This is a genomic window from Iodobacter ciconiae (genome assembly GCF_003952345.1).
GTDB classification, from domain to species: domain Bacteria; phylum Pseudomonadota; class Gammaproteobacteria; order Burkholderiales; family Chitinibacteraceae; genus Iodobacter; species Iodobacter ciconiae.
Map to the genome: position 1 here is coordinate 2965036 of NZ_CP034433.1, position 18600 is coordinate 2983635.

At 48.6% G+C, this 18600-nt stretch carries 19 protein-coding genes; 2 read left to right on the forward strand and 17 right to left on the reverse strand.

Annotated elements, in window-relative coordinates; translation table 11 throughout:
• Nucleotides 1-6: 6 nt before the first annotated feature.
• The 14 genes from atpG to pyrE all read right to left on the reverse strand — a co-directional run bounded on the left by atpG (nt 7) and on the right by pyrE (nt 11803).
• Entirely contained in the window at nt 7-876 is an 870-nt protein-coding gene (atpG, locus tag EJO50_RS12960) for a F0F1 ATP synthase subunit gamma (RefSeq protein ID WP_125974804.1), read from the reverse strand.
• Between the two features lie 28 nt (nt 877-904).
• On the reverse strand, nt 905-2446 hold the full coding sequence (gene atpA / locus EJO50_RS12965) for a F0F1 ATP synthase subunit alpha (RefSeq protein WP_125974806.1): 1542 nt from the start codon (nt 2444-2446) through the stop codon (nt 905-907).
• An 8-nt stretch (nt 2447-2454) separates the two neighbouring features.
• Nucleotides 2455-2991 carry a F0F1 ATP synthase subunit delta gene (locus EJO50_RS12970; RefSeq protein WP_125974808.1) on the reverse strand — a complete coding sequence of 179 codons (537 nt, stop codon included), beginning with the start codon at nt 2989-2991 and terminating at the stop codon, nt 2455-2457.
• A 7-nt stretch (nt 2992-2998) separates the two neighbouring features.
• The gene (locus EJO50_RS12975) at nt 2999-3469 is read right to left on the reverse strand and encodes a F0F1 ATP synthase subunit B (protein WP_099396736.1); all 471 of its coding nucleotides are present in this window, start codon (nt 3467-3469) and stop codon (nt 2999-3001) included.
• Nucleotides 3470-3498: 29 nt separating this feature from the next.
• Nucleotides 3499-3786, reverse strand: a complete 288-nt coding sequence (gene atpE / locus EJO50_RS12980; RefSeq protein ID WP_046353800.1) for a F0F1 ATP synthase subunit C — start codon at nt 3784-3786, stop codon at nt 3499-3501.
• Between the two features lie 86 nt (nt 3787-3872).
• Nucleotides 3873-4691 carry a F0F1 ATP synthase subunit A gene (gene atpB, locus EJO50_RS12985; protein ID WP_125974810.1) on the reverse strand — a complete coding sequence of 273 codons (819 nt, stop codon included), beginning with the start codon at nt 4689-4691 and terminating at the stop codon, nt 3873-3875.
• A gap of 1 nt (nt 4692) precedes the next feature.
• Nucleotides 4693-5064, reverse strand: a complete 372-nt coding sequence (locus tag EJO50_RS12990; RefSeq protein ID WP_125974812.1) for an ATP synthase subunit I — start codon at nt 5062-5064, stop codon at nt 4693-4695.
• Nucleotides 5065-5229: 165 nt separating this feature from the next.
• Nucleotides 5230-6051, reverse strand: coding sequence for a ParB/RepB/Spo0J family partition protein (locus EJO50_RS12995; protein WP_125974814.1), 822 nt, complete (start codon nt 6049-6051; stop codon nt 5230-5232).
• Entirely contained in the window at nt 6048-6833 is a 786-nt protein-coding gene (locus EJO50_RS13000) for a ParA family protein (protein WP_125974816.1), read from the reverse strand. The genes EJO50_RS12995 and EJO50_RS13000 overlap by 4 nt, the downstream gene beginning before the upstream one ends.
• Nucleotides 6834-6926: 93 nt before the next feature.
• Nucleotides 6927-7577 (reverse strand): 16S rRNA (guanine(527)-N(7))-methyltransferase RsmG, encoded by a 651-nt coding sequence (gene rsmG, locus EJO50_RS13005; protein WP_125974818.1) that lies wholly within the window; start codon nt 7575-7577, stop codon nt 6927-6929.
• Nucleotides 7574-9466 (reverse strand): tRNA uridine-5-carboxymethylaminomethyl(34) synthesis enzyme MnmG, encoded by a 1893-nt coding sequence (gene mnmG / locus EJO50_RS13010; RefSeq protein WP_125974820.1) that lies wholly within the window; start codon nt 9464-9466, stop codon nt 7574-7576. Before mnmG ends, rsmG begins: the two co-directional genes overlap by 4 nt.
• Nucleotides 9467-9717: 251 nt before the next feature.
• The gene (gene ppgK / locus EJO50_RS13015) at nt 9718-10494 is read right to left on the reverse strand and encodes a polyphosphate--glucose phosphotransferase (protein WP_125974822.1); all 777 of its coding nucleotides are present in this window, start codon (nt 10492-10494) and stop codon (nt 9718-9720) included.
• A gap of 69 nt (nt 10495-10563) precedes the next feature.
• The gene (locus tag EJO50_RS13020; protein WP_164521506.1) at nt 10564-11151 is read right to left on the reverse strand and encodes a DUF4124 domain-containing protein; all 588 of its coding nucleotides are present in this window, start codon (nt 11149-11151) and stop codon (nt 10564-10566) included.
• Between the two features lie 13 nt (nt 11152-11164).
• Nucleotides 11165-11803: an orotate phosphoribosyltransferase gene (pyrE, locus tag EJO50_RS13025; protein WP_125974826.1), complete on the reverse strand. Its 639-nt coding sequence runs from the start codon at nt 11801-11803 to the stop codon at nt 11165-11167.
• Between the two features lie 67 nt (nt 11804-11870).
• Between pyrE and EJO50_RS13030 the strand changes: the two genes are divergently transcribed.
• Nucleotides 11871-12644 carry an exodeoxyribonuclease III gene (locus tag EJO50_RS13030; protein WP_125974828.1) on the forward strand — a complete coding sequence of 258 codons (774 nt, stop codon included), beginning with the start codon at nt 11871-11873 and terminating at the stop codon, nt 12642-12644.
• 185 nt (nt 12645-12829) lie between these two features.
• Here EJO50_RS13030 and EJO50_RS13035 read toward each other — a convergent pair whose 3' ends face one another.
• The gene (locus tag EJO50_RS13035) at nt 12830-14074 is read right to left on the reverse strand and encodes an AmpG family muropeptide MFS transporter (RefSeq protein WP_125974830.1); all 1245 of its coding nucleotides are present in this window, start codon (nt 14072-14074) and stop codon (nt 12830-12832) included.
• A 210-nt stretch (nt 14075-14284) separates the two neighbouring features.
• Between EJO50_RS13035 and EJO50_RS13040 the strand changes: the two genes are divergently transcribed.
• On the forward strand, nt 14285-16303 hold the full coding sequence (locus EJO50_RS13040) for an NADPH-dependent 2,4-dienoyl-CoA reductase (protein ID WP_125974832.1): 2019 nt from the start codon (nt 14285-14287) through the stop codon (nt 16301-16303).
• Nucleotides 16304-16387: 84 nt separating this feature from the next.
• Here EJO50_RS13040 and EJO50_RS13045 read toward each other — a convergent pair whose 3' ends face one another.
• Together EJO50_RS13045 and ptsG are read right to left on the reverse strand one after the other, a co-directional pair.
• A complete protein-coding gene (locus tag EJO50_RS13045) occupies nt 16388-16582 on the reverse strand; it encodes a PspC domain-containing protein (RefSeq protein ID WP_125974834.1) in 195 nt (64 codons plus the stop codon).
• Between the two features lie 168 nt (nt 16583-16750).
• Nucleotides 16751-18514 carry a PTS glucose transporter subunit IIBC gene (ptsG, locus tag EJO50_RS13050; protein WP_125974836.1) on the reverse strand — a complete coding sequence of 588 codons (1764 nt, stop codon included), beginning with the start codon at nt 18512-18514 and terminating at the stop codon, nt 16751-16753.
• Nucleotides 18515-18600: the final 86 nt, after the last annotated feature.

Sequence of the window (18600 nt, forward strand, 5' to 3'; positions counted from 1 at the left end):
AGGGCCTTACACCGCTGCCGCGCCAGAAACGATTTCGGAGAGTTCCTTCGTAATCGCTGCCTGACGGGTTTTGTTGTAAAGGAGCTGTAGACCGCCGATCACATTGTCTGCGTTATCAGTCGCCGCTTTCATCGCCACCATGCGGGCCGCTTGCTCGGAAGAAATGTTTTCCGCTACGGCTTGGTAAACCAATGCCTCAATGTAACGGCCCATTAGTTCGTCGATCACAGTCTTCGCATCCGGCTCAAACAGGTATTCCCAGTTGTAACCTTTTTTAGGCTCGCCAAATGCGTTGTCTGATAACGGTAACAGCTGCTCGATCACCGGCTCTTGCTTCATGGTATTCACGAAACGAGTGTAAACGAGGTGAACTTCGTCTACTTCACCAGCAATAAAGGCGTCGATCATGACTTTGATCGGGCCAACCAGCTGCTCAAGGTGCGGGGTATCACCGAGTCCGTGCGCAGAGGATAAAACCTTTGCGCCGTAACGGTTCATAAACCCGATCCCTTTGTTACCGATCGCGGTGACAGAGGTTTCTACGCCATTCTGATGCCAATCCTTCATACGGTTCACGGCCAGACGCAGGGAGTTGGTGTTTAAACCACCACACAGCCCCTTGTCCGAAGTAATCGTAATCAGGCCCGCACGCTTAACAACGTCGCGCTTTTGCAAATAAGGATGCGTGTAATCAACAAAGGCAGCGCTCAGGTGGGCAGCCACATTACGGATTTTTTCACCGTAAGGGCGCGCCGCTTTCATGCGTTCCTGAGCCTTGCGCATTTTTGATGTCGCAACCATTTCCATAGCACGGGTGATCTTTTGCGTGTTTTTTACGCTCTTGATCTTTGTCCGAATTTCTTTACCGCTTGCCATGATTTGATCCTTGTCTCAACGTATCAAATCAATACGCGGCGCTGGCCTTGAAGCCTTCCACTGCTTTAACGATCACTTTTTCGTCATCGACAGCCAGGTCACCCTTGTCTTCGATACGAGCCAGTACGTCTGCGTGGTTAGCCTTGAGGTCAGCCAAGAATGCAGCTTCAAACGCGAGTGCTTTTTCAACTTTGATGTCATCAAACACACCTTTGTTGATCAGCAGCAGCGTGATCGACAGCTCAGACACTTTCAACGGGCTGTATTGAGCCTGTTTCATCAGTTCTGTAACCATCTTGCCGCGCTCAAGTTGCTTACGTGTCGCTTCGTCCAGATCAGAAGCGAACTGCGCAAATGCAGCCAGTTCACGGTACTGAGCCAGAGCCAGACGTACACCACCACCGAGCTTCTTAATTACTTTGGTCTGCGCTGCACCGCCGACGCGGGACACCGAGATACCGGCGTTCATCGCCGGGCGAATACCCGCGTTGAACAGGTCAGTTTCCAGGAAAATCTGACCGTCAGTAATCGAAATCACGTTCGTTGGAACGAATGCAGATACGTCACCCGCCTGGGTTTCAATGATAGGCAGCGCGGTTAAAGAACCGGTTTTGCCTTTCACTGCACCGTTAGTCAGTTTTTCTACTTCTGCTTCGTTAATGCGGGAAGCACGTTCCAGCAGACGCGAGTGGAGATAGAACACATCGCCCGGATACGCTTCACGGCCCGGAGGACGGCGCAGTAACAGGGAAATCTGACGGTAAGCAACAGCTTGCTTGGACAGATCATCATAAACAATCAGAGCATCTTCGCCACGGTCGCGGAAGTATTCGCCCATCGTGCAACCGGAGTATGCAGCGATGTATTGCAGAGCAGCAGCTTCGGAAGCAGCAGCAGCAACCACAATGGTGTGACCCATCGCGCCGTGCTCTTCTAACTTACGCACTACGTTGGCAATCGAAGACGCTTTCTGGCCAATCGCAACATAAATACATGTCACGCCAGTACCTTTCTGGTTGATGATCGCGTCCAGAGCCACGGCAGTTTTACCGGTCTGACGGTCACCAATGATCAGCTCGCGCTGACCACGACCAACTGGCACCATGGTATCAATCGATTTGATACCGGTTTGCAGCGGTTGCGACACAGATTGGCGGGCAATAACGCCCGGCGCAATTTTTTCGATTGGTGCAGATTCTGTGGTACCCAATGGGCCTTTACCGTCGATAGGCTGGCCAAGAGAGTTAACAACACGACCAATCAATTCACGGCCAACTGGAACTTCCAGAATGCGGCCGGTACATTTGACTTCATCGCCTTCTTGAATGTGCTTGTAATCACCAAGCACAACGGCACCAACGGAATCGCGCTCTAGATTGAGCGCCAGACCGAAGGTATTACCCGGGAATTCCAGCATTTCGCCCTGCATAGCCTCTGACAGGCCGTGCACACGGACAATACCGTCTGTTACAGAAACAACAGTACCCGTGGTACGTGTTTCTGCTGCAGTCGACAAATTCTGGATCCGAGCTTTAATCAGTTCACTGATTTCGGACGGATTAAGTTGCATGATTTCTCCTAACTCTTCAGGCTCAAGGCGAGAGCGGTTAGCTTGCCGCGGACAGATGCGTCTACGACCAGATCACCTACCGTCACCTTCACGCCCCCGATGAGTTCCGGGTTAACGCTGACTTGGGCCGTGACCTTGCGGTGCAGCTGTTGGGATAAAGTTGCCGATAATTCGACAACCTGGGAATCGGTCAAAGCAAAAGCGGATTCAATACTGGCTTCTACTTCACCAGCGTTTGCTGCCTTGTACTCTTCAAATAGCTCTGCCACTGCCGGTAGGACGGTGAAACGGCGATTTTCAAGTACGGCATCGATGAAGTTATGCACTTCAGCGCTTTGTTGACCACCCAGTAATCCAAGCAGCAGCTCCTTTGCTTGAGCCACGGAAAACTTTGGATTAGCGACGACGTCCAGCGCCAGCTCGTTGCCTGCAATCAGGGCAAGCCGGGCCAGCACATCCGACCATAGCGGGAGTGTGCTGGTTTCTTTGGCTAGACGAAAGATAGCTACGGCGTAGGGTCTTGCGACGGTAATGAGTTCTGCCATGACGCTCTTACAGTTCCGCTTTGATGGATGCTAACAACTCGGCATGGGCATTTGCATCAACTTCGCGGCGCAGAATCTGTTCGGTACCTTGTAGCACCAAACCTGCAACCTGCTGACGCAAGGCTTCTTTTACCTGTTGAATTTGCTGGTCAATTTCCGCTTGAGCGCCGGCAACAAGGCGTTCGCCCTCTGCCTTTGCATGGCCCTTGGCTTCTTCAACCAATTGCGCGCCGCGTTTTTCCGCTTGCGCAATGATTTCGGCTGCGTGCTGCTTTGCTTCGCGAAGCTTGTCAGCCGCTGCTTTCTCGGCCAGTTCAAGATCTTGCTTGGCACGATCAGCAGAAGCTAAACCGTCGGCGATGCGTTTAGCACGCTCGTCCATAATCTGGGTCAGCGGAGGCCACACGAATTTCATCGTGAAGATGACCAAGATCGCAAATGTGATCATTTGGCCAAAAAGCGACAGATTAATATCCACGCTGATGTCCTCCTAAAAGACGGGCTAGATTACTGAGCAACGGCATTCAGCAGAGGAGTCAGGAACGGGTTGTTGAAGGTGTAAAGCATAGCCACACCAACGCCGATCATCGAGATAGCATCTAACAGACCAGCGATAATAAACAGCTTAGTTTGCAGAACCGGGATCATTTCTGGCTGGCGGGCAGCAGATTCTAAAAACTTACCGCCAAGCAAAGCAAAACCAAGTGCAGTGCCGATAGCAGCTAAACCGATGATGATCGCGGCAGCGATAACAGTCATGCCTTGAACGCTAGCAATTACTTCTGGTGCAACCATTTCTAATATCTCCAGGAGGAAGGTTGGGTAAAACAAGGGGAAAGCAAAACACTCACACCGGCCTGCCGAAACAGGCCGAGGGAATCTTAGTGATCTTCAACCGCAAGGCTGAGGTAAACAATCGTCAACATCATAAATACGAAGGCTTGCAGGGTAACAACCAGGATGTGGAAAATGGCCCACGGAGCGCCCAGCATCCATTGCGCCCAGAATGGCAGCAATGCGATCAGAATAAAAATCAGCTCACCAGCATACATATTGCCGAATAAACGCAGAGCAAGAGAAATGGGCTTGGCAATTAACTCAACCATCTGAAAAGCAAAGTTAACGGGTGCCAGTAACACCGTCATTGCCAGGCCTTCAGCATGAAATGGAGCAGTAAACAGCTCTTTTAGCCAGCCAACAAGCCCTTTTGCCTTAATAGAAAAACCAATAATAAGCAGCATCACAGATAGTGACATGGCAAAAGTCTGGTTTACGTCAGCCGTAGGCACAACGCGCAGCTTTTCAATGCCAAATACATGCAAACCAATCCAGGGCAAAAGATCAACGGGCAAGAAGTCCATGGCGTTCATCAGAAATACCCAGCAGAAAATCGTCAGGCTTAATGGACCAATCACTTTTGATTTGCCGTGAAATGCATCTTTGATCTGGGTGTCCACCATCTCAACGATCATTTCTACGAAGTTTTGCAAAGGGCCAGGCACACCTGAAGTAGCTTTACGTGCGGCAAACGCGAAAATACCGACAAACAGGAAACCTAAAACAAGAGCCACCCAGAATGTATCCAGGTGGAAACCATTGAAAAGGTGAAACGCCCCTGCAGGGTCAGCTACTGCCTCATTAAATGACAGATGATGCTGGATATATTCAGTGGCGTTAGCGGGTGCGTGATGTTCAGTCATTTTATTTTTTGCCGTCAAATTTTATCAAAAGCCCAAACCAAAAGGCACTGGTGGTGGCAAGATAACCCACAAACGTCCATGGCCAATCTGCCTTTCGGTACAAAATGAACAACGCCGCAAAAGCGACGAGTGTACAAACCAACTTGCACATTTCTGCAGCAAAGTGCTGCTTGAGAAGCACTGCTGGTGGAGCAAATTCAATGCGATATGCAATGGCTGCATATAAAACACTGCCCAATACCGCAATAAATCCGCCCAGTAAACTTGAAATCGCCGGATTTTGTCCCAAAATTAGTAAGAGGAGGAGAGCCGTACTGATGGCAATTCCAATCTTTAGCCGGATGATGCCCCGAACCTGTGCTTTCCCGATCATTGCCTCACCACTGGGGAAAAACCCCGCGATTATACTGACCTGATTTGTGTTGCGTCAATTTTCCCTATTGATCTTTTACGCAAAATTTACTTGTCATTTAATTAATACTAGGGTAGAAAAATAGTAAGCTTTCGCCAAACTTTAGAAGTTTCATCAAAAAACTTTCTACATCTTACCAAGCAAGACATTTAATTGTTCCGGACTACTATATTCAATTGTAATCCGGCCACTTCCCTGTTTTCCTGACTTGATCGAAACCCTGGCCCCTACCCTTGCAGATAATTCAGCGGCCAATTCGGAAAGACGCGGATCTGCTAGTTTTAAAGGTTTTTCTGGTACGGCTTCTTGTTGTTTTTTAACCAAAGCCTCGGTTTCTCTAACCGATAAGCCCTTCAGAATCACCATCCTTGCCGTATCTAGCTGCAACAAGTCATCCAGAGGCAGCAAAGCACGAGCATGCCCCATACTGAGCTGATCGGCCATTAGCATCTTCCGCAGTGGCTCAGACAAACTTAATAGTCTTAACAGGTTTGAAACGCTGGCTCTTGATTTTCCAACTGCCTCTGCTGCCGCTTCATGTGTCATGCAAAATTCTTCAATCAAACGTGAAATACCCAGCGCTTCTTCCAGTGGATTTAAATTTTCACGTTGAATATTTTCAATCAGGGCCATTGCCAAAGCCGCTTCATCGGCAATTTCGCGCACCAATGCGGGTATTTCTACCAAGCCAGCCTGAATTGATGCGCGCCAGCGGCGCTCCCCTGCAATAATTTCGTACTTATCCAGCCCGATTGGCCGGACCAGTACGGGCTGCATCAGGCCCTGGGCACGAATCGAGGCAGCAAGTTCCTCTAGTGCCGTTTCATCCATTTGCAAGCGGGGCTGATATTTACCCGGCTGCAAAGAATTGATCGGCAGATTTTGCAAAGAATCCTGACTATCCCCCATCAAGGCATCTAAACCGCGCCCAAGTCCTTTCATTTTCATGCTGTGGGAATCTCTTCTAGCAAATTATGGCGGGCCAGCAACTCTCCAGCAAGCTGAAGATACGCCAGTGCGCCTTTAGAGTTTTTGTCATAAGACAAGATTGGGCGACCATAAGAAGGCGCTTCGGCCAGGCGAATATTGCGGGGTATGACTGTATGGTAAAGCCTACTGGTGTAGTGTTTGACAAGCTGATCCGAAACCTGCTGCGCCAAGGTTGAACGCGGGTCAAACATCGTACGCAAAAGGCCTTCAATTTCAATATTACGATTCATCGATTGCTTGATACGTTTGAGTGTATTTACCAGATCAGAAAGGCCTTCCAGCGCGTAATACTCGCACTGCATCGGAATCAGTACCGCATCTGCAGCAACAAGGCCATTCAGCGTAAGTAAAGTCAGTGCAGGCGGGCAATCCAGAATAATGTAATCGTATTGATCTGCAACTTGTGCCAAGGCATCTTTCAGCCGGGATTCTCTGTGCTCCTGGTTTACCAGCTCAACCTCGGCCCCGGCCAGATTACGATTGGCCGGCAGCACATCAATCCCTGCAGATTCAGAGCGCTGAATAATTTCCTGAATCGGTGTTGCACCAAGCAAAAGGTTGTAAACCGAGCTGGATAACTTGGCCTTATCAATCCCCACGCCCATCGTGGCATTGCCCTGCGGATCCAGATCAACCAGCAGTACTTTTCTGCCAAAATGAGCCAGACTTGCTGCCAAATTAACAGCCGTTGTGGTCTTACCCACACCGCCCTTTTGATTGGCAATGGCCAGAATTTTCATCGTTTAGCCCTTTACGACCCACTTATGGATAGCGGGATGCCCGCACTTAATAAATTGTATACTCATCAGGCGGCATCAAGGCCACCCCACACACTACGCCTTAATCACATGCACCAAATGGCGCTCTGCATTGATGCCCGGTACTTTCAGGTTATCCACAGCAATTACTTTTACTGTTTCCGGCAAATGCGCGATTTCTTCAAAAGGATAAATACCTTTCAAAGCCGCCCACTCCCCTTCTGGTGCAAGTAAGTGTTGTGTGAGCCTAATAAATTCTGCCAATTCGGCAAAAGCGCGCGAAGTAATAATCTGAAATGGTGCTTCTGGCTTATAAAGCTCTACACGCTCGGTAAGCACGGTCACATTGGTGAGCTTCAGCTCGGCAATCACCTGGCGCAAAAAGGTGGTTTTTTTATGATTGGAATCAAGCAAAAATAACTGCCAGTCCGGGCGGGCAATTGCCAATGGAATACCCGGCGTACCAAAACCCGAACCCACATCCAGGATACGAATTTTTTCATCTGCCTCGCCCTTAAAATGAGGCAAAGGAGCAAGTGAATCCAAAAGATGATGCGAAACCATGCGCTCAGGCTCACGAATTGCAGTCAGGCTGTAGGTTTTATTCCACTTTGCAATCAGTGCCACATAGGCCAATAAGCTGACTGATTGTGCCGTGGATAAATCCAGTTTAAGTTCGGCAAGGCCTGCGGCCAGCTCGGAAAACATGGAATCAGTAGCAGTCATTCTTTACCTTTTTCAAGCAATTGCTTTTTCTTTAAGTGAACCAGCATTAAAGCAATGGCCGCTGGCGTAATGCCGGAAATCCTGGACACCTGGCCCATGGTTTCCGGCTTATGTTTGATCAGCTTTTGCTGCACTTCTTTAGATAAACCCGATACATCGGTGAAATCCAGATCGGCTGGCAGCAGGAATTCTTCCAGATTATCGCGGTTGGCCACTTCAGATTGTTGCCGCTCGATATAACCCTGATATTTCAGTTGAATCTCTACCTGCTCAGCCACCAGCGGGTCTTCTACCGCCGGTTTGGCGATTTCCATCGACATCAAGCTATCGTAAGAGACCTGCGGGCGGCGTAGTAAATCGGCCAGCGTATATTCGCGCTCAATCACCTTACCCAGCACACGCTCGGCATCACTTGCAGCAAGAATACGTGGATTTACCCATGTCGTACGCAGGCGTTCCAATTCTAAGTCAATTGCATCGCGCTTTTTACAAAAAGCTTCCCACTCTCTGTCACCAATCAGGCCCAGCTCACGACCTTTTTCAGTCAGGCGTAAATCGGCATTATCTTCACGCAACTGTAGACGGTATTCGGCACGGCTGGTAAACATGCGATAAGGCTCGGTCACCCCATTGGTTACCAGATCATCGGCCAGCACGCCCAAATAAGCTTCATTGCGTTTTGGCGTCCACGCATCTTTTTCGCGCACATAGAGGCCCGCATTTAAGCCTGCCAAGAGGCCCTGTGCTGCGGCTTCTTCGTAGCCCGTAGTGCCATTAATTTGCCCGGCAAAGAATAAACCGGCAATACTTTTGGTTTCAAAACTCGCTTTTAAATTACGCGGATCATAGTAATCGTATTCGATGGCGTAGCCCGGACGCAGAATATGCGCGTTTTCCATGCCCGCAATCGAGCGCACAGCAGCCAGCTGAATATCAAACGGCAGGCTGGTTGAAATGCCATTCGGGTAATACTCGTGCGTATCCAGCCCTTCAGGCTCTAAGAAAATCTGGTGGCTGTCTTTATCGCTAAAGCGATTAATTTTGTCTTCAATACTTGGGCAATAACGCGGGCCCACGCCTTCAATTTTGCCGGTAAACATCGGGCTGCGATCAAAACCGCTACGAATAATCTCATGCGTTTTAAGATTGGTGTGCGCCATCCAGCAGGGCAATTGCTTTGGGTGCATGCCCAGATTACCACGCGCCGAAAACACCGGCTCTGGCGTATCGCCGTATTGGGCTTCTAATACCGAGAAATCAATCGAACGCCCATCAATTCGTGGTGGTGTACCCGTTTTTAAACGGCCAGCAGGCAAATTTAACTCACGTAAACGTGCTGCTAGCGTAACCGAAGCAGGGTCCCCCGCACGGCCGCCAACATGGTTTTCTAAGCCGACGTGAATTTTGCCAGACAAAAAAGTCCCCGCAGTCAGCACCACCGCACCCGCTTCAAACCGGATGCCAATCTGGGTAATCACGCCTGTGACACGATCACCATCCAGGGTCAGATCATCCACAGCCTGCTGGAATAAATCCAGATTCGGCTGGTTTTCCAACATATGACGTACCGCAGCTTTATAGCGAACACGATCGGCCTGCGCGCGGGTAGCCCGAACTGCCGGACCTTTGCTGGAATTGAGCGTTTTAAACTGAATACCACCAAAATCAGTCGCCAGCGCCATTGCGCCACCCAAAGCATCCACCTCTTTGACCAGGTGCCCTTTGCCAATTCCGCCAATCGACGGGTTGCAAGACATCTGCCCCAGGGTTTCTATATTATGCGTCAGCAGCAGCGTTCTGCTTCCCATGCGGGCGGCCGCCAGCGCAGCCTCAGTCCCGGCGTGGCCGCCACCAACAACAATTACGTCGTATCGAGTAGGATAAAGCATAGCGTTGAGCATCCAGCAAGCAAAGGGGCAAGATTTTACGCCGTATTAGTCCTGACGACTATCTCGACGCAAAAAACACAAACGCCCCAACTTCAGCGGGGCGTTTCACGTGGAACATCTACAAGCCAAAAGTCTTTAGACAGAGGACTTAAAGAGCAAAGAAAAACACCCCAAAAGCGCAGGAGCACATAAAAACTGTGCACGCGTCATTGACCATGAACCAAGGCGTTAACTTTGCACCACTGCAAACATTACAACACACCAAACTCGCGGGCAGCTTCTAGTGCAGCACCTACAATACCTGCATCATTTTTAAGCTCGGCAGGCACCACAGGGAAACGCAACCCTGTTAGCTCGGGGATAAATTTTTCATGCTTTTTGCTAATCCCCCCACCAATAATTAACAAATCAGGCGATATTAATAATTGTAAATGCAGAATATATTCATTTAAACGCTGAGTATATTCTTTCCATTTTAAATCTAAATCGTCTTTTACTTTTCCAGAGCAATACTTCTCGGCAATTTCATTATTTTTAAATATCAAATGACCAAACTCGGTATTACTAATTAGCTTGCCATCTACAATTAGTGCACTGCCAATGCCTGTACCCAAAGTAATCATCAGTACTTTGCCCGTTTTACCCTTAGCAGCACCATATATGCCTTCCGCCAAACCGGCAGCATCTGCATCATTAATCAGCTTTAATGGCAGGCCAGTGACCTGCGCCAAAATATCTTGCGCAGGTGCATTTAGCCATGAAGCATCCACATTGGCAGCCGATAAGGTAACGCCATTGTGAACAATCGCAGGAAAAGTACAACCAATGGGGCCTCGCCAGTTAAACTGATCAACCAGCTGCTTGACCACGGCACCCACAGCTTCTGGGGTGGCAGGTTGCGGTGTATCTATGCGTACCCGCTCGCATAATAACTCCCCCGTTTCTACATTGACCGGCGCTCCTTTAATTCCTGTGCCACCGATATCAATACCCAGAACAATTGTCGCAGGTGCAGTTTGCTCAGCCATTTTTCACTCTTTGATTAGGATATCTGTATATTTTAATATCTGAGTAATAACATAAATTATATTCAAATATTACTTAGATGATTTTAGCTCTAAAAGACGTTTTTTATCTTCTTCGGCTTTTAATTTGATGTTTTCAATTTCTTTCTTTTTATTTCTAATATCCTCCTCGATGTTAGAAACCTCTTTCTGGATAATAGCCAGATCTTCGGTTAAATCACCAGGCACAGCACGATTTGCTTTTTTATGACGGGCAATCTGCGTTTCTAACCGTACTTTGCGCGGAATTGCATTTTGTATCCGGATTGTGTTTGCTGCTATAGCCGACTGAACCACCTCAATGCGCCTGTCTCTGATAAGATCAATTTCCCCCGGCTTAGAAAAAGACTGCAGCAGAGCACGATCTTTTCGCTGCTGCTCTTTCTGCCGAGCCTGCTCGTTCTGAATTTTTTCTTTCTCTTCTCTGCTCAGGATAGGGGCCGGTGTAGCCTTTACTGTGCCGGATTTGTTCAACTCGGTCACACCACTTGTTGGCACGGTAACAGGTGGCTTATCGCTATATTGTACCCGGCCTGTTTCATCCACCCAACGATAAAGTTTGGCGGAGACAGGCACAGCTAATAAAGCCAGTATCAAAAAAATAGGCAAATTACACTGCATCAAATAAAACCTTTTAAATTCCGTATTGGCTACGGTAAGCACGTACTTTGGCCAGCTTCTCATCCATATCAGCCCGAGCCCCCAGATACCCCAGTAGATCATCCAGTGAAGCAATAGGAATCACCGGAATACCATACTGCTGTTCTACTTCTTGTACTGCCGATAATGCACCTTGACCGCGTTCCATACGATCAAGTGCAATCAAGACTCCTGCTGGCTCTGCACCTGCAGCACGAATCATATTGACCGATTCGCGCACCGATGTGCCTGCAGAAATCACATCATCGATAATCATCACCCGGCCTTTCAGCGGCGCGCCCACTAAAACGCCGCCTTCACCATGATCTTTTGCTTCTTTACGATTAAACACAAAAGGTACATTACGCCCCTGTGCCGCCAAAGCCACGGCTGTAGCCGCTGCTAAAACAATTCCTTTATAAGCAGGCCCGAATAACACATCAAACTCGGCACCCGATGCTTGAACCGCCTGTGCATAAAACTGCGCCAGCGCACCTACCGACGCACCATCGCTAAATAATCCTGCATTAAAAAAGTACGGCGATTGGCGTCCAGCCTTAGTGATAAAATCACCAAAACACAGCACATTTTGCTCCACAGCAAAAGAAATAAAGTCGCGGCGAAAATCACTCATGCTGCATTTTCCTCATTTATTGATTTCAATACAGCGAAGCATAACATTTCTTACAAAAGGACACCGGATGCGCATTATCAGTGCTAATTTAAACGGCATTCGCTCAGCTGCAAATAAGGGCTTTTTTGAATGGCTGGCAAAACAGGACGCCGATGTGGTGGCCTTGCAAGAACTTAAAGCTCAGGAAGCCGATCTTTCCCAGCAAATGAAAGAGCCGGAAGGGCTAAAAGGTTTTTTTCATTATGCGGCCAAAAAAGGGTATAGCGGAGTGGGGCTCTATTGCCGCCACAAGCCAGACCGTATCATTACCGGCCTTGGCATTGCCGATATCGATGTTGAAGGCCGCTATTTACAAGCTGATTTTGGCAATCTTTCAGTGGTCTCGCTGTATTTACCATCAGGCTCTTCATCGGATGAGCGCCAACAAGTGAAGTTTTCGTTTTTAGAGCGCTTTCGCCCCCATCTGGAGCAACTGGCAGCCAGCGGCCGCGAAGTAGTTCTGCTTGGCGACTGGAATATTGCCCACAATGAAATCGACATTAAAAACTGGAAAGGTAATTTAAAAAATTCGGGTTTCTTGCCAGAAGAACGCAGCTGGATAGGTAAACTATTTAGCGAACTTAATTTTGTAGATGTCTGGCGCAAACTTTACCCGGAAATCCCAGGCTACACATGGTGGAGTAACCGCGGCCAGGCCTATGCCAAAGATGTGGGCTGGCGTATCGATTACCACATCAGCACCCCCGGCATTGCGGCCACGGCGCAAAGTGCTTCAGTCTATAAAAACGAAAAATTCTCCGACCATGCACCGCTGATTGTGGATTACGACTACCAGCCCTAAGTAATTGGGCCATCCACATAAAAACCTAAGATCTGTAGACACAGAGAACTCAGAGTTTAAAAGCAGAACACAGAGCGACAGCCTGTTGGACTTAAGACCGATCTACTTCGAAAAAACTGGACAGGCTACTAAAAACTTTTATGTTTTTTTCTCTGTGTGCTCTGTGTTCTCATTTCGCTCTGTGTCTACAGACTTTTTTCTGATTTGCTATTCCACGGTGCAACTTTAAACAGCAGCAGCATGCCCGGAATCGCCAGTGCGGTACAAAGAAAGAAAAAGCTGATCCAGCCCATTTGCTCGACCAACCAGCCGGTGCTGGCATTAATAAAGGTGCGAGGCACAGCAGCAAGGCTGGTGAACAGTGCGAACTGGGTAGCGGTGTAGCGCGGGTCCGTAGTTCTGGCTATAAAAGCTGTAAATGCTGCTGTGCCCAGCCCAACACCCAAAGCTTCAAATGCAATAACAATTGCCAAAGCAGCTTTATCTGTCCCCATCGTAGCAAGCCATGCAAAACCTAAAATCGACACCACTTGTACGACGCCAAATATCCACAAAGCCCGGTTGATTCCCAGCTTTAACATCCACACGCCACCGACAATGCCACCAAATACAGCAGGCCACAGCCCTGCATTTTTAGCGATCAAGCCGATTTCCGTTTTACTAAAACCCATTTCTAAATAAAACGGCGTAGCCAAAGCTGTGGCCATGCTATCGCCTAATTTATATAAAAAGATAAACGCCAGAATCCACATGGCATTTTGCCAGCCATGGCGGCTCATAAATTCGTAAAAAGGCTCGACCACCGCTTCACGCAATGTTTTAGGCGGGCGGACTAATTGTGGCTCGCTTACCAGGAGTGTCATCACAATACCCGGCAGCATAAACAAACCGGTAATCATAAACACCTGCGCCCACGGCAAGAGATCCGCCAGGATCAGAGAAAACGCGCCGGGAATCAGGCTGGCAATGCGATAGGCATTCACGTGTACAGACGTACCCAAGCCCAATTCTTCGTCACTTAAAATTTCACGGCGATAAGCATCCAGCACAATATCCTGACTGGCACTAAAAAATGCCAGAGCAGTGGCGAGATAAGCAATCGACCATAAATCTAGCTTGGGGTTAAATAAACCTAATGAGGCAATTAAAACCAGCAAGGCGAGCTGAGTAAGTAGCATCCAGCCACGCCGCCTGCCTAAGCCCGGCAAAGCATAGCGATCCAATAAGGGAGCCCAGATAAATTTCCATGTAAATGGAAACTGAATCAGCGCAAAAAAACCAATCGCTTTTAGATTAACACCTTCGCTTTTTAACCATGCAGGAACTAAATTAAGCAGGATATACAGCGGCAAACCCGAGGCAAATCCGGTAAACACACAGATCAACATGCGCCGAGACAACAAAAGTGATTTCCAGTGAGTAGTAGTCATAGTAGCTGGCGGTAAAATGGAGGCATTACCTTACCTTAAATTCAGCATTTCAAGACTATCTCTGCACGTATTATTCGAAAATACACAGGCTATTTTTACCAGAATGGTAAGCAAATACGCCATATTCTGATCTCTGCTGGTAAACCCCAATAGGACAAGCCAGAGAAATCAAGCTAAGGTTTATTCAAACAATCGTTTGGAAACACACCAATGCCAGCCTACACACAGCTATTAAGCCCCCTCGATCTGGGCTTTACCACCCTTAAAAACCGTGTTTTGATGGGCTCCATGCACACAGGGCTTGAAGAAGCGCCCGATGGCCCGGAACGTATGGCGGCCTTTTATGCCGAGCGGGCAAAAGGAGGAGTAGGGCTGATCGTGACCGGCGGCATTGCACCCAATGCAGCAGGCCGTATTTATGAAGATGCAGCCATGCTGGCCGAAGAAAGCGATATCCCCCGCCACCTGCCTATTACCCAAGCCGTACACGAGGCGGGCGGCAAAATCTGTTTGCAAATTTTGCACGCTGGCCGCTACGCCTACCACACAGCCAGTGTGGCCCCATCGGCTATTGCTTCACCGATTACACCATTTACACCCCACGCTTTAAGCGCGGAAGAAATTACCAGCACCATCGCCGACTTTGCTAATACCGCTAAACTCGCCCAGAGCGCGGGTTACGATGGTGTGGAAATCATGGGCTCGGAAGGTTATCTGATCAACCAGTTCCTTTGCAGCCACGTTAATCAGCGAGATGATGAATGGGGAGGCGATGCAAGCCGCCGCCAGCGTATCGCGGTTGAAATCAGCAAGGCTGTCCGTGCTGCGGTTGGCCCTAACTTTATTGTGATTTTCCGCCTGTCTTTGCTTGATTTAGTTCAAGATGGCGGTACGCTGCCCGAAGCGATTTCCCTTGCCCAGGCACTGGAAACCGCAGGTGTCACCCTGATTAACACCGGCATCGGCTGGCATGAAGCGCGGATTCCAACCATCGCCGCAGCCGTACCTCGTGGTGGCTTTAGCTGGGTCACACGTAAACTAAAAAATCACGTGTCCATTCCGCTGATTGCGGTGAACCGCATCAATACCCCGGAAATTGCCGAGCATATTCTAGCCAGCGGCGATGCGGATATAGTGTCCTTAGCCCGCCCGCTCCTGGCCGATCCTGATTTTGTCAATAAAGCGGCGAGCAAGGCTGCCTATCTCATCAACACTTGTATTGCCTGTAATCAGGCTTGTCTCGACCATGTGTTTGAGGGCAAAGCGGCTTCTTGCCTAGTTAACCCTCGCGCCTGCCGCGAAACCGAATTTCCAATTGCGACCAAAACCCGGCAAGCCAAACGCATCGCCGTGATTGGTGCAGGCCCAGCCGGCCTGTCTTGTGCTACTGCTGCCGCCAGCCAGGGCCATCAGGTCACCCTGTTTGAAGCAAGCGCTGCCATTGGTGGCCAATTTGGCATTGCCCAGCGCATCCCCGGCAAGGAAGAATTTACCGAAACGCTACGCTACTACCGCAATCAGCTCAATTACCTTGGCGTAAACGTAAAACTGAATCACTTTGCAAATGCTGTCGAGCTGGCTGGTGAGTTTGATGAAATTGTGATTGCCAGCGGCGTCAAACCGCGGGTACCAGATATCGATGGCATTACCCACCCCAGCGTAGTTTCCTACCCTGCCCTGCTACGCGGCGAAGTAAAGCCTGGCAAAAAAATTGCGATTATTGGCGCAGGCGGCATTGGTGTTGATACAGCCGTATTTTTATCCGAAACCCATAATAATCTAGAGCCCACAGACAACTTTATCCGCGACTGGGGTATTGATGCCAGCATGGAAAGTGCAGGCTGCTTAGCCAAGCCCGCTATGCAGCCTAGTGGCCGGGAAATCTGGCTATTAAAACGCAGCAAGGGCAAGCCGGGCAGTGGCCCTGGCAAGACCACTGGTTGGGTACACCGCGCCACTTTGCAATTACGTGGTGTAAATCTGCTCGGCTCAGTTGAATACCTGAAAATCGATGATGCCGGCCTGCATATCAAGCAAAATAATGAAGAAATCTGCCTTGCAGTCGACCAGATTGTGCTTTGCGCGGGGCAAGAATCTGTGACCACGCTTTGGGATGAGCTCAGTGCAGCAGGTGCACCCGTTCACCGCATCGGCGGGGCACTACTTGCCGGAGAAGTAGACGCCAAACGCGCTATTGCCGAAGGTTTTAATCTGGCGATGTCATTTTAAATGTTTTAATTCTTTTAAATATAAAAAAGCCATCGTTTTAAAACGATGGCTTTTTTAATTAAAATACTATTACCCCGCATAGAATTATGCGGTTTGCTTAGGAATCAGAAACCATAAAATTAAATACGCAAAAATACCGGGAAACGCTGCAGACAAGCAAGACACAATCACAAAAGTCAGGCGCAGTTTGCCCGAACCTATTCCCAAATAATGGGCCAAACCGCCCATTACTCCTGCAATCCACTGATCATCACAACTTCTGCGTAAAACTTTATTCATGGTTTATTTCCCTTTATAAAATAGCTATATTTGCAATTCTGGTAAACAAATCTAAAATATGATGGGTCTTAAAAAATAGTTAATTAAGTATTTGGATGCTAACTTGTTTTTATCCTGGCAAAAAAAAGCCCATCAAATAATGATGGGCTTTTTTCATGCACTAAGCATTTATTTTGCTAAAGCACTCGCAAGATCCACTGCCTGCTCGCCAACAATCAAGTGGAACACCTGATCACCCTGCGGCATAACACCTTCTACACCCGCCGCTTTTAAAGCAGCTTCATCAAGGCGTGAAACATCTGCCAGCTCTACACGTAAACGAGTGCCAGCAACCGCTTCCAGCTTACTAATATTGGCAACGCCACCTAAAGCCGCCTGAATCTGTTTGGCTTTACCACTGACATCACCCGAAACGACTGTATTTGTTGCCTGTACACCCGCAGCTGCAGTTTCCTGCACAGGGGCTGTAACCACATCGGCTTCCGGACCAGCTACTTTCAGGTAGTTAACCATATCAGACTTCAGATTATCTGATTGAGTACCAAAAATCGCCTGAATACCGTTACCTACCACCATTACACCGGCAGCACCCATGGCTTTTAACTTAGGCTGGTTTACTTTTGAAATATCTTTAACCGAAATACGCAAACGGGTAATACATGCATCCAAACCACTAATATTGCTACGACCACCAAAAGCCAATACTAATTCACGGGCACGACCATGTTCGCTGTTATCTGAAACATGTTCTTCAGCCGATTCATCTTCACGACCCGGAGTTTTAAGATTGAGTTTTACAATCACAAAACGGAATACCGAATAGTAAATTGCTGCATAAACCGCACCCAGAGGCAGAATTAACCACCAGTTTTGTGCGTATTTACCCAAGGCATTGAACATCAGGAAGTCGATACCACCTTGTGAGAAGCTAAAGCCCATATGAATACTGAGCGAGTTAGCAACAAACTGGGTAGATGCCGCCAGAAAAGCATGAATCACATACAACTGTGGAGCTACAAACAGGAAGGCAAATTCGATTGGCTCGGTAATACCGGTCATAAATGAAGTCAGCGCGGCTGAAATCATAATACCGCCGATCTTAACGCGGTTTTCCGGCTTGGCTGTATGCCAGATTGCAACCGCAGCGGCAGGCAGACCAAACATCTTGAACAAGAATGCACCAGACAAGATACCGGCAGTAGGATCACCTGCAAAGAAGCGGGCAATATCGCCATGAACAGCTTTACCACTTGCATCAACGAAGTTACCGATTTCAAAGAAGAACGGTACGTTCCAGATGTGATGCAGACCAAACGGCACCAGCATCCGCTCAACAAAACCATACAGGGTTGCTGCAAAACGTGGGTCAGCATAAGCCGCCCAATGTGAGAAGCTTTTAATCACGCCCTGAATCGGCGGCCAGATAAGCGACAGGATCACGCCAACAAAAATGGCCACAATACCAGTGGCAATCGGCACAAAACGCTTACCCGCAAAAAAGCCCAGGTAAGGAGGCAGCTCGATGCGATAATATTTATTGAACAGGCCAGCAGCCAGAGCACCGGCGATAATCCCGCCAAATACACCGGTTTCCATCGCCTTCATACCCATAACCATGGCAGGCTCAGTACCAAGCACCGGGGCCATAACGCCCATCGTGGCAAGCAACACTACATAGCCAACAACGGCCGCAATGGCAGCAACGCCATCATTTTCGGTCAGGCCCAGCGCCACACCAATTGCAAAAATCAGCGCTAAGTTACCGAAAATGGCGCCACCACCGGCAGCCATCAAATGCGAAACCACTTCAGGCAAGAATGAAAAATTGGATGCGCCAAACCCGAGTAACAGGCCAGCAACCGGTAATACAGACACCGGTAACATCAGCGACTTACCAATTTTTTGCAAAAATGCAAATGCGTTCTTAAACATGATATCTCCGTACTACCTGATGCTTAGCCGGAACGGGCGCCAAGCATGTGTTGTTAAGACAGAATTTCCATATAGCGTGGAGCATC

Coding starts and splice junctions, on each gene's coding strand:
- atpB (WP_125974810.1), bottom strand. CDS start 4,691: ATGACTGAACATCACGCACCCGCTAACGCCACTGAATATATCCAGCAT.
- EJO50_RS13030 (WP_125974828.1), top strand. CDS start 11,871: ATGCGCATTATCAGTGCTAATTTAAACGGCATTCGCTCAGCTGCAAAT.
- EJO50_RS12995 (WP_125974814.1), bottom strand. CDS start 6,051: ATGAAAATGAAAGGACTTGGGCGCGGTTTAGATGCCTTGATGGGGGAT.
- EJO50_RS13040 (WP_125974832.1), top strand. CDS start 14,285: ATGCCAGCCTACACACAGCTATTAAGCCCCCTCGATCTGGGCTTTACC.
- mnmG (WP_125974820.1), bottom strand. CDS start 9,466: ATGCTTTATCCTACTCGATACGACGTAATTGTTGTTGGTGGCGGCCAC.
- pyrE (WP_125974826.1), bottom strand. CDS start 11,803: ATGAGTGATTTTCGCCGCGACTTTATTTCTTTTGCTGTGGAGCAAAAT.
- EJO50_RS13035 (WP_125974830.1), bottom strand. CDS start 14,074: ATGACTACTACTCACTGGAAATCACTTTTGTTGTCTCGGCGCATGTTG.
- EJO50_RS13000 (WP_125974816.1), bottom strand. CDS start 6,833: ATGAAAATTCTGGCCATTGCCAATCAAAAGGGCGGTGTGGGTAAGACC.
- ptsG (WP_125974836.1), bottom strand. CDS start 18,514: ATGTTTAAGAACGCATTTGCATTTTTGCAAAAAATTGGTAAGTCGCTG.
- atpE (WP_046353800.1), bottom strand. CDS start 3,786: ATGGTTGCACCAGAAGTAATTGCTAGCGTTCAAGGCATGACTGTTATC.
- EJO50_RS13045 (WP_125974834.1), bottom strand. CDS start 16,582: ATGAATAAAGTTTTACGCAGAAGTTGTGATGATCAGTGGATTGCAGGA.
- ppgK (WP_125974822.1), bottom strand. CDS start 10,494: ATGGCTGAGCAAACTGCACCTGCGACAATTGTTCTGGGTATTGATATC.
- rsmG (WP_125974818.1), bottom strand. CDS start 7,577: ATGACTGCTACTGATTCCATGTTTTCCGAGCTGGCCGCAGGCCTTGCC.
- atpG (WP_125974804.1), bottom strand. CDS start 876: ATGGCAAGCGGTAAAGAAATTCGGACAAAGATCAAGAGCGTAAAAAAC.
- EJO50_RS13020 (WP_164521506.1), bottom strand. CDS start 11,151: ATGCAGTGTAATTTGCCTATTTTTTTGATACTGGCTTTATTAGCTGTG.
- atpA (WP_125974806.1), bottom strand. CDS start 2,446: ATGCAACTTAATCCGTCCGAAATCAGTGAACTGATTAAAGCTCGGATC.
- EJO50_RS12970 (WP_125974808.1), bottom strand. CDS start 2,991: ATGGCAGAACTCATTACCGTCGCAAGACCCTACGCCGTAGCTATCTTT.
- EJO50_RS12990 (WP_125974812.1), bottom strand. CDS start 5,064: ATGATCGGGAAAGCACAGGTTCGGGGCATCATCCGGCTAAAGATTGGA.